Origin of the sequence: Nocardioides sp., from assembly GCF_031422975.1 — a bacterium.
Taxonomy (GTDB): domain Bacteria; phylum Actinomycetota; class Actinomycetes; order Propionibacteriales; family Nocardioidaceae; genus Nocardioides.
On record NZ_JANPEO010000614.1, the window covers coordinates 1 to 9,307 of the forward strand.

Consider the following 9,307-nt stretch of genomic DNA (forward strand, 5'->3'; position numbering starts at 1 on the left):
GTCGAGCGCGACCCCACCGGTCACCAAGTAGCGACGACCCAGGATGCCTTTCTCGGCCGCGCCGCCACCGATGCCGGCGACGTCGCCCGCGAGGTCCGGGAACTCGGCGGCGGTGCTCCAACCGACGATGACCGGCCGGTCCGTGCCGATCGGGACGTACTGCGCCGTGAAGGGACGCCTGTCCGTGCTTCCGTCGTCTTCGAAGACCAGCCCCGTCGCGGCCGACGTCCGAGCGATGGCCCGCTCGATGAGCTGGCTGCCGCCGGCCGGCTCGTTGGTGGTATTCACCCGGTAGCGGATCGGCTCGCACGGGTCCCAGCCGACCGGCTCGTCGGTGCCCTGCTGCGTCATGGTGAACGCGAAGACGCCGCCGCGGTCCTCGATCGGCGGGGCGGGCAGCGCGCGTTCGGAGCCGAGGCCGACCATGCGGCGTACGGACTCCATCGGGCTCGACGGGAGCAACAACACCACCATCGTGACGAGCACGGTCGTCGCCGCGATGGCGATCGCCGTGGAGAAGCTGAGGCGGGTGCGGCGCTGCTCGTAGGGCGAGAGGGGACGGTCGGGCACGGGAGCATTCTGGATCAGCGTGCCGGTGGCCGTGGGCGGAACTGACCACTTCGCGTCCGCGCGGACGGCTGCGTTGTCCACAGGCGGGAACTGGATCGTTTGGGCGGGCAGGCACCCGGGGAATGAGCACGCGGACAACCCCAGGAGGTCCCGTGCACGAGAACGTCTTCCTCGGTCGCATCGAGGTGCGACCGCCGCTCAACGAGGCTGAGCGCGACTACCTGTTCGACCTTGCCGAGTCGAACTCGACCTTGCGCGGCACCCCGACCGGCCGTGGTGACAGCAGCGTGCCGTTCGCCCACCTGGCGTGGGAGTCGTGTGCGGCCGGCTGCTGTCTGACGTGGACGGGCCGGGAGTGGACCCGCAACATGCTGTCCTCGCTGCGCTTCCTCGTCGAGCACCTGCTCAGGCCGGGCGCGAAGGCATCCGCCCACCGACGCTTCGCGGACTTCACCTGCGACCACGTCCTCGACGGCGTCGTGATGGGGCGCAGGTACGACGACGAGGTGCTCTTCGTGGTCGAGGTGAGCGGCAACCGCGTCAGCGGCCGGGCGCTCAAGACTGCGTGCGACCACACTGGCGACGCGCCACAGCAGCCAGGTCGGTCGCGGCCACGGCCGGCCAACGTGATCGAGTTCCGCCCGCGCCGGGCGTGAGTCGGTCGGCGCGGACGGGACGGGGTCCGAGCGACGTCGGGCCGTCTCAGTCGAGCACGCTGAGATCGGGAGGCACGTCGACCGAGTGCTCACGCAGGACGTCGAGGGGCACGACGTCCAGGGCACGCTCCGACGTGGCCGCGAGGACGACGGGTGCGGCCAGTCCTGCGTCATACGCCTGCAGCCAGCGGGCCGCCACGACGCACCAGCGATCACCGGGCACGAGGCCGGGGAAGTTCCACTGGGGGTGCGGCGTCGAGAGGTCGTTGCCGACCGAGCGCTGGTGGGCGAGGAACTCCTCGGTCATCACGGCGCAGATCGCATGCAGCCCAGCGTCGTGCGGGCCGACGGTGCACGTGCCGTCACGGTGGAACCCGGTCATCGGGTCGGTCCCGCAGGATTCCAACTCTCCGCCCAGGACGTTGCGCTCGCTCATGTGGCGATCATCCGCCCACCAGGCGTCGCAGGGCGAGCCTGGCGAGTGGGGAGTAGGCGAGGACGGCCAGCCGCGGAGCGTGCACGTCGGCCCAGGCGCAGGACCCCGTCGCCGTCTCGTCCACGCCGTGGTCGAGGACCACGGACAGCGGACCGATGCCGACCCGCCAGGTCCAGCGCCGCGCGGACTCATCGACCGACACGATCCGGAACGGCACCCGGACCAGGAGCGGGCCGTGCACGACACCCCGATCGCCCTCCTCGATCGGGTCGGTGATCTCGTGGACGGCGCGGATCTGCGGCGCCCACGTCGGCCAGGCCGAGGGGTTCAGGTAGTCGGCCCAGACCTGGTCGACCTGTCTGAGTCCGCTCGCCTCGATCCGCATGAGGGCATCGTGCCACCGCACAGCGGGCCAGGGACGCCCCCACCCGGGGTCCGCGAGCGCGACATCAGTGCCATGATGCGTCCATGACCATCCGGCCGGGCACGATCGTGACGTGGGAATCGGGCACGTCGTCGGCTGAGGGCACGGTCATGCAGGTCCGCCACGACACGGTGACGCGCACGACGAAGGGGTCACAGGTCACCCGCAAGGGCAGCCCCGACGACCCCGTCTATGTCATCGAGCAGGAGGACAGCACCACGGTCCTCAAGCTGAGCAGCGAGGTCGAGCGCGCCTGAGTCGTGGGTTAGCGTGGGCATCGATGTCCGACGACTATTGCGACCTGTGTGACCTGCCCCTGTCGACGTGTGTGCACGGGATGCCCCCTGCACCCCCGTCCCCGCCGGCCCCGGCCAAGGTGGCCCGGGTGAGGGCGCCACGCGCTCCGAAGGCAGCGGCACCCGTCGTACCGGCGCGACGAGCGCCCCGCAGGTGGACGCCGCCGGAGGACTTCGCCCCGCACATCATCGGCGTGCTCGAGGCGGCCGGTGGCGTCCTCGACGGCGACGACGTCTTCACGGCGCTGGAGTCGCGCCTCGCCGACGAACTGCTCGACGGGGACCGTCAGTTGACTCCCGAGGGCGAGCTGCGGTGGAGGTACGCCGCACGCCGAGCCCGGCAGTCGATGATCCAGGACGGTGTGATGCGCAAGGGCGCTCCGGGCGTCTGGTCGTTGGCCTGACACGCCCCTGATCGTCGTCCAAACGCACCTCGGGACTCGTCCGCAGCGATGGTCTAGATAACTAGTACGACCTAGTTCTCTGATTCCGCCCCGCGCAGGGGCTGCTGTTCTCTATCTTGAGTTTTGCCCTGTTCGGGGCAGCCGTCCTCGGTCGGCGCGTAGAGGAAAGTCATGGGGTTCACATGAGCGACCAGAGCCCGTCCAGGGGACGCGACTCCCGACTCGCCGTCTCCGGTTGGCCGCTGAGGCGCAAGGTTGCGCTCGCGCTGGCGATCCCGCTGCTCCTCGCGGCCGCCTTCGGTGGTCTCCGCGTCACCAACGACCTCGAGCAGTCGAACAACGCCAACGCCAGTGCCCAGCAGGTCACCGTGCTCGAACCGGCGATCGGCTACCTCACAGCGGCCGAGAAGGGCATGGTGGCGGCCCAGTCCTCCGTCGGCACCAGCCAGGCCGCCCTCGACGATGCAGTGATCGAGCTCAAGGCCGCCGCCGACGAGCTCGAGAAGACGCGCGACACTGCCGTCCTCACGTTCGAGCAGCGCCGGCAGGTCGACGTCATCCTCGACCTCAGCCGGGCCCTGCGCGAGGAGGCGACCGGCCCGGTCAGCCCGGGCACCTGGATCGCCCAGCTCAGGCAGATGCAGTCGGGCGTCACCACGCTGATCACCTCGATCATCAACGAGCAGCTCACCCCCGAGCCTCGCCTCGAGCTCCTCTCCCAGACGCTGAGTGGACGGTTCGCACTCGCTCAGCAGCAGGCGCTGGCGGCGAGCGAGCGCACCGGTCGCACCGTGGAGATCGCCCTGTATGCCGAGTTCGGTGCCGAGAGCGTTGCCCTCGACCGCCTGGCGGGCCAGAGCGGCGTCGCCGACTCCTCCATCCAGACGCTGCGCATCAACAACGGTGAGCGCGCCAGTGACGCCGGCACCGGTGGTGTCGTCCTTGGCGGCGCCGATGCCTACGACGAATACGACAACATCCAGGCCTCGCTGATCGACGCCGTCGACAAGGAGCTCGCCGACACCGCGGCCGGCGCCGAGAGCAGCGCACTGCTCAACGCCCTGCTGACCCTGGTCGCCCTGGCCGCGGCCATCGCGCTCGCGCTCCTGATCTCCCGCACCCTGGTCAACCCGATCCGCCGGGTCCGTGAGGGCGCTCTCCAGGTCGCGCAGATCGACCTGCCCGCAGCGGTCGACAGGATCCGGTCCGGCTCGGACCCCGGCCCGATCAAGCGGATCGACGTCACTACGCATGAGGAGGTCGGCCAGCTCGCGCGAGCGGTCGACGACCTCCACCAGCAGGCCGTCACCCTGGCCTCCGGGGAAGCCAGGCTGCGAAGCCAGGTCGGCGAGATGTTCGTGACGCTCTCGCGCCGCAACACCACCCTGATCAACCAGCAGCTCAACCTCATCGAGGCGCTGGAGCGCGACGAAGAGGACCCCAAGCGCCTCGAGAGCCTGTTCCGTCTCGACCACCTCGCGGCCCGCATGCGTCGTACTGCGGACTCGCTTCTCATCCTCGCCGATGCGCCGACGCGCTCGGCCGGCTGGGAGAGCGTCTCCATCGGCGAGACCTTGCAGGCCGCGACGGCCGGTGTGACCGACTACCAGCGCGTGCGCGTCGAGTCCGACCTGCCGATCCTGGTCAACGAGTCCGCCGCCGGCGACCTCGTGCACCTGCTCACCGAGCTCGTCGACAACTCGCTGTCCTACTCCTCGCCGCACACCACCGTGGTGCTGGACTCGGTGGAGAGCGCCAACGGCGTGACCATCACCATCGCCGACGCCGGCCTCGGCATCCCGGTCGACGAGCTCAAGCAGATCAACGAGAACCTGCGCACGGGCGTCGAGGTCACCCCCGACACCGCTCGACGCATGGGGCTGTTCGTGGTCAGCCGGCTCGCGCAGCGTCACGGCATCAGCGTGACCCTCAAGGCCAACAGTGGCGACGGGACGACGGCCCAGGTACTCGTCCCCAACGCGATCCTGCCCGCGCGCGCTCACATCGACCCGGTCCCGGTCGAGGAGGAGGCGTCGCCGGAGCAGGTCGCGGCTGTCGATGTCGAGGCCGCGCTCGTGCCGGCAGAGGCGCGGATCAACGACTCCGACTCCGACTCCGACGACTCCGACCTGACGCCGCCGGCGCCGTTCCCGGCCCGTGGCTCCTGGGAGCCGAACTACGACGAGTCCGATCCGCTCGGCATCGGCGACACCCACCTGCGTCCGGTCAACCAGGGACTGCCCACCCGGGAGCGTGGCGCGACCCTGCCCCAGCTCAGCTCGGCCGGTGTCCTGCTGCCGAAGACCGACGCCGACGGCAACGTTGAGCCTGAGGCACCGCGCGAGTTGAAGCGCGCGACCGGTGCCCTGCCCTTGCGGTCCAAGCGCGACCTCGCGTTGGTGACGCCCACGGTCTCGGCGGTGCCGGACCTGCCCGAGGAGACCGAGGACTCCGAGGTCGCCGAGGACACGAGCGACGACGCCATCGACAGTGCAACTGCACCGGACGAGCCGACTGCTGCCGTCGAGGCTGACGGGGCCGTCGAGGCTGAAGAGGCTGACGAGATCCACGGGGCCGTCGAGTCGCCCGAGCCCGAGGCCGCGGAGTCGCCCGAGGAGCACATCGCGGCCCTGATGGCCAAGATCCGCCCCCAGCGTGGCCGGCTCCCGATCCCGGACTACGACGAGGTCGATCACGCTGCGATCTTGCAGATGCCGTCGCGCGAACGAGCTTCGCTCGCACCCGACCCGCTGAGCGACCCGCTGCCAGCCGCGTCGGACGCGAAGTCCCTCGAGGATGTCGCCTTCGCCGAGGTGGTTTCGAAGGAGCCGACCGCCACCGAGCCGACCGCCTCCGAGTCGACCCCGGACGAGCCGACCCCCGACGAGCCGACCCCCGACGAGCCGACCTGGGAGGAGGAGACCCCGGACGAGCCGACCTCGGGCGAGACCAGCCTCACCCTCGATGAGCTCTTCGCACCCTTCGAGGAGTCCTGGGCCGACGACACCACCGAGGCACCCGCTGCCAACCTGGTCTCCGAGTCCTTCTTCGACACCCGGGCCGAAGAGCGCGACGAACCCTCCCTCGAGCCGAGCTACGAGCCGAACTACGCCTGGCCGGCAGCCGAATCGATCCCAGCACAGGCTGCTGAGGCCCTCGCCGAACCCGAACACGAACCCGAGATCGCCCAAGCGGTCAACGGATCCTCGAAGTCCTCGTGGCTCAGCACCGACGAGCAGGACCGCGCGTGGACCTCCACCGAGGTCGAGGCTGGTTGGCAGCGTGCCGACACGGTCGCAGAGACCCATGATGAGTCAACCAGCGATTCCGGGCTCCCGGTCCGCCGTCCGGGTGCACGCCTCGTTCCGGGCAGCGTGACCAAGCCCGTGGGGGTCGCCGGCCGTGACCCCGAAGCCATCCGAGCCCGACTTACCGCACACAAGGCTGGCGTCCGACGTGGACGTACCGCCGCCGTGGCTTTCGACGACCAGTAAGAAGGTAGAAGAGAAATGACCGAGTCCCAAGGCGTCTCCGCCACCGACAACAACCTCAACTGGCTGGTGTCCCGATTCGTCGAGGAGGTCACCGACGCCGCACACGCAATCCTGGTGTCGGCGGACGGCCTCCTGATGGCGGAGAGCCAGAGCATCCCCGGTGAGCGCGCCGAGCAGGTGGCGGCCGTGTCATCGGGTCTCGCCAGCCTGGCCGTCGGTGCTGCCCGCCTCTTCGACGGCGGCGCGGTGCTCCAGACCGTCGTGGAGATGGAGCACGGCTACCTCATGCTCATGAGCGTGGGTGACGGCTCCAACCTCACGGTCCTGACCGAGGAGGATGCCGACATCGGCCAGGTCGGTTACGAGATGGCGCTGCTCGTCGAGCGCGTCGGACAGACCGTCCAGGCCGAGGCCCGCGTCAGCTCGACGAGCTGAGGCGTGACAGGTCGTGGCACCAGTTGAGTCGAACGGTGCGGACGAAGAGGTCGCCCGACCTCGCTTCGTCCGGCCGTACACCATCACCTCGGGGCGGACCCACGCAACTGTGGACCTGCCCCTGGAGGCGACCTTGCGGCTGGATGCCGCCAAGGCCCGCGCCAGTGTGAGCAGTGCCGCGCTCGCGGTGCTCGAGGTGTGTGACCGACGCTCCGTCGCTGAATGCGCGGCCCTCGTCAAGATGCCCATAGGCGTCGTACGCGTCCTGCTCAGCGACCTCGTTGAACATGGCTTCGTCCGCGTGCAAGCAACCATCACCGAGAACTCGTCCAAAGACGAGCGGATCGAGCTCATCGAAAGGACCCTTCGTGGACTCCGCACGTACTAGCCCCTCGCGTAAGGCTGCGTCGACCAAGATCGTCATCGCAGGCGGCTTCGGCGTCGGCAAGACAACTCTGGTCGGCGCGGTGTCGGAGATTCAGCCGTTGCGCACCGAAGCCCTCGTCACCAACGAGTCAGAGGGCGTCGACAACCTGGACGCCGTGCCGTCCAAGGCGACCACCACCGTGGCCATGGACTTCGGTCGCCTGACGCTGGGCGAGGACCTGATCCTCTACCTGTTCGGCACTCCCGGCCAGCGTCGCTTCTGGTTCATGTGGGACGACCTGTGTCTCGGCGCCATCGGCGCCATCGTCATCGTGGACACCGCGCGACTCGACGAGTCGTTCTCGCCGCTCGACTACTTCGAGGCCAAGGGGCTGCCGTTCATCGTGGCGGTCAACCAGTTCGACGGCCTTGAGAAGTACACCCTCGAGCAGGTCCAGGCAGCGCTCGCGTTGCCGCCTGAGGTGCCGATCATCTCCGTCGACGCCCGCGACCGCGATTCCGCCAAGGCCGCGCTCATCCGCGTGACCGAGTACGCCCTCGAGCACCTCACCCGGACCTTGGCAGGTGCCAGCTGATGCGCACTTCTCGTCCGCCGTTGACGCGGGTCGCCATCGTCGTGCTGGCCCTGCTCGGGCTCGCCGCGTGCGGGTCGGCCGAGGGCTCGACCGCCAGCACCGCTCCCGACCCGAGCCTGATCAGGGAAAGCACGCTGACGGTGTGCACGTCGTATCCCTACGAGCCGTTCGAGTTCGAGGAGGACGGCAAGGTGGTCGGCTTCGACATCGACCTCGTCGGAGAGGTTGCCAAGGAGCTCGGGGTCGAGGTGGCCTACGTCAACGAGGACTTCGACGCCATCGCTTCGGGCGAGCTGCTCAACGCCAACTACTGTGACATCGGCGTCGCCGCCGTCTCGATCGACGGCGACCGGGCCCGGGTCGTCGACTTCTCCAGCCCCTACTTCAACGCCGCGCAGGTGATGGTCGTGCAGAAGGGTGGCGGGATCGGCGACCTGAGCGACCTCGGTGGCGGGCGCGTCGCCGTACAGGAAGGCACGACCGGCGAGACCTATGCGCTGGACCACGCCCCGACCACCACCCAGATCGTGAAGTTCAAGAACGTCGAGGACGTCGACTCGGCGCTCAGCGGCGGCACCGTCGATGCTGGTATCTACGACAACAACATCGTCGGTGACGCCATCAAGAGGCACCCGACCTTCGAGGTCGTCGCCGAGTTCGACACCGGCGAGCAGTACGGCATGGCGGTGAAGAAGGACGGCGACGTGGATCTGCTGCGCGTCGTCAACGAGGTGCTCTCCCACATCCAGAAGAGCGGCCGCTACGACAGGATCTACCACAAGTGGTTCGGCAGGGCGAAGGCCGAGAAGTAGCCTTCACCCGCTGACCCGAGATCGGCCCGTCGCCTCGTGCGGCGGGCCGATGTGCATTCTCGCCCGTCAGCGGTAGACCAGGACGAGGCCCGTGGCCGAGGGAATCAGGCCGACGAGCAGCCAGGGCGTGAACGGCCTCTTGCCGTGGATCAGGAACGCCACGGCGATCGCGATCACGCCGAACGCGCCGGCGATCAGAATCAGGCCGACCCGGGCGCCCGGGCGGGGGTCGTCGATGAACAAGGCGGCGAGGATCAGGCCCATCACGAGGTGGAAGATCGTGGTCACCGCCAATGCCGACATCACCCAGCGCTGCACCCGGGTGAGGTTCTTGTTCTCCGAGGCATGATCGCGCACCGGGCGGGGCGCGTTGGGGTCCATCAGGTGGCGGCGGCGGGGCTGTGCCGGCTCGGTCATGTCACGTCTCTCGGGTCAGGGGACGAGCCAACCCTAGTAAGGGTGTCGAATCAGCCGTCGGGCGAATTCAACTTCTCCAGGCGCGCGGTGAGCTTGTCCACGCGGTGGGCGTTGCCCGTCAGGTCGACGTACTGCTGGCCGAAGATCGCGAGCAGGGCGTCGTCGAGGCGGCGCACCGCGCCCGCCGGATAGCGGTAGCCCATGCGCCGGATGATGGCGTCCGCATCGACCGAGGTGAGCAGACCCGCGAGCTCGTCGAGCGAGGTGATGCCGAGCTCGAGGAGCAGGCCGCCGATCCAGCCGTAGTGGTCGGTGTGCGACCAGCCGGCGTCACTGTAGTGCCCGGCGAGGAAGGTGGCGAGGTCCTGGCCGACGATGTGGTCGGCCTCCGGCTCGGCCGT

General features: G+C 69.2%; 12 protein-coding genes and 1 pseudogene. 8 read left to right on the forward strand and 5 right to left on the reverse strand.

All coding sequences use genetic code 11. From position 1 onward, the window contains the following. The coding region (locus tag RMO85_RS18255; protein ID WP_310530144.1) for a hypothetical protein at positions 1–570 on the reverse strand (570 nt) is incomplete at its 3' end. A gap of 152 nt (positions 571–722) precedes the next feature. Here RMO85_RS18255 and RMO85_RS18260 point away from each other — a divergent pair. After that, positions 723–1,226, forward strand: coding sequence for a hypothetical protein (locus RMO85_RS18260; protein WP_310530145.1), 504 nt, complete (start codon positions 723–725; stop codon positions 1,224–1,226). Between the two features lie 46 nt (positions 1,227–1,272). On the opposite strand, the gene RMO85_RS18265 is transcribed toward RMO85_RS18260, so the two are convergent. Together RMO85_RS18265 and RMO85_RS18270 are read right to left on the reverse strand one after the other, a co-directional pair. After that, complete coding sequence (locus RMO85_RS18265; protein ID WP_310530146.1) at positions 1,273–1,662, reverse strand: DUF2237 domain-containing protein; 390 nt, start codon at positions 1,660–1,662, stop codon at positions 1,273–1,275. Between the two features lie 7 nt (positions 1,663–1,669). Beyond that, positions 1,670–2,047, reverse strand: coding sequence for a hypothetical protein (locus RMO85_RS18270; protein WP_310530147.1), 378 nt, complete (start codon positions 2,045–2,047; stop codon positions 1,670–1,672). 83 nt (positions 2,048–2,130) lie between these two features. On the opposite strand from RMO85_RS18270, the gene RMO85_RS18275 reads away from it, so the two are divergent. The 7 genes from RMO85_RS18275 (at position 2,131) to RMO85_RS18305 (ending at position 8,489) form a co-directional block, all read left to right on the forward strand. Next, positions 2,131–2,343, forward strand: a complete 213-nt coding sequence (locus RMO85_RS18275; protein ID WP_310530148.1) for a DUF2945 domain-containing protein — start codon at positions 2,131–2,133, stop codon at positions 2,341–2,343. Positions 2,344–2,366: 23 nt separating this feature from the next. Continuing rightward, the gene (locus RMO85_RS18280; RefSeq protein ID WP_310530149.1) at positions 2,367–2,786 is read left to right on the forward strand and encodes a hypothetical protein; all 420 of its coding nucleotides are present in this window, start codon (positions 2,367–2,369) and stop codon (positions 2,784–2,786) included. Positions 2,787–2,968: 182 nt separating this feature from the next. Next, entirely contained in the window at positions 2,969–6,280 is a 3,312-nt protein-coding gene (locus RMO85_RS18285) for an ATP-binding protein (protein WP_310530150.1), read from the forward strand. Positions 6,281–6,295: 15 nt separating this feature from the next. Continuing rightward, positions 6,296–6,715, forward strand: a complete 420-nt coding sequence (locus RMO85_RS18290; RefSeq protein WP_310530151.1) for a roadblock/LC7 domain-containing protein — start codon at positions 6,296–6,298, stop codon at positions 6,713–6,715. Between the two features lie 13 nt (positions 6,716–6,728). Further along, the gene (locus RMO85_RS18295) at positions 6,729–7,103 is read left to right on the forward strand and encodes a DUF742 domain-containing protein (RefSeq protein WP_310530152.1); all 375 of its coding nucleotides are present in this window, start codon (positions 6,729–6,731) and stop codon (positions 7,101–7,103) included. Then, positions 7,084–7,677: an ATP/GTP-binding protein gene (locus RMO85_RS18300; protein WP_310530153.1), complete on the forward strand. Its 594-nt coding sequence runs from the start codon at positions 7,084–7,086 to the stop codon at positions 7,675–7,677. The genes RMO85_RS18295 and RMO85_RS18300 overlap by 20 nt, the downstream gene beginning before the upstream one ends. After that, positions 7,677–8,489: a transporter substrate-binding domain-containing protein gene (locus RMO85_RS18305; protein WP_310530154.1), complete on the forward strand. Its 813-nt coding sequence runs from the start codon at positions 7,677–7,679 to the stop codon at positions 8,487–8,489. The genes RMO85_RS18300 and RMO85_RS18305 overlap by 1 nt, the downstream gene beginning before the upstream one ends. 66 nt (positions 8,490–8,555) lie before the next feature. Here the strand turns inward: RMO85_RS18305 and RMO85_RS18310 are convergent, their stop codons facing one another. Both RMO85_RS18310 and RMO85_RS18315 read right to left on the reverse strand, forming a co-directional pair. Then, complete coding sequence (locus tag RMO85_RS18310) at positions 8,556–8,906, reverse strand: hypothetical protein (protein ID WP_310530155.1); 351 nt, start codon at positions 8,904–8,906, stop codon at positions 8,556–8,558. 50 nt (positions 8,907–8,956) lie between these two features. After that, a pseudogene (locus tag RMO85_RS18315) lies at positions 8,957–9,307 on the reverse strand (DUF429 domain-containing protein); the annotation flags it as partial.

Bases quoted from the DNA above. Each gene is read 5' to 3' on its own strand.
- RMO85_RS18285 (WP_310530150.1), top strand. From the start codon at position 2,969: ATGAGCGACCAGAGCCCGTCCAGGGGACGCGACTCCCGACTCGCCGTC.
- RMO85_RS18305 (WP_310530154.1), top strand. From the start codon at position 7,677: ATGCGCACTTCTCGTCCGCCGTTGACGCGGGTCGCCATCGTCGTGCTG.
- RMO85_RS18270 (WP_310530147.1), bottom strand. From the start codon at position 2,047: ATGCGGATCGAGGCGAGCGGACTCAGACAGGTCGACCAGGTCTGGGCC.
- RMO85_RS18280 (WP_310530149.1), top strand. From the start codon at position 2,367: ATGTCCGACGACTATTGCGACCTGTGTGACCTGCCCCTGTCGACGTGT.
- RMO85_RS18290 (WP_310530151.1), top strand. From the start codon at position 6,296: ATGACCGAGTCCCAAGGCGTCTCCGCCACCGACAACAACCTCAACTGG.
- RMO85_RS18275 (WP_310530148.1), top strand. From the start codon at position 2,131: ATGACCATCCGGCCGGGCACGATCGTGACGTGGGAATCGGGCACGTCG.
- RMO85_RS18265 (WP_310530146.1), bottom strand. From the start codon at position 1,662: ATGAGCGAGCGCAACGTCCTGGGCGGAGAGTTGGAATCCTGCGGGACC.
- RMO85_RS18310 (WP_310530155.1), bottom strand. From the start codon at position 8,906: ATGACCGAGCCGGCACAGCCCCGCCGCCGCCACCTGATGGACCCCAAC.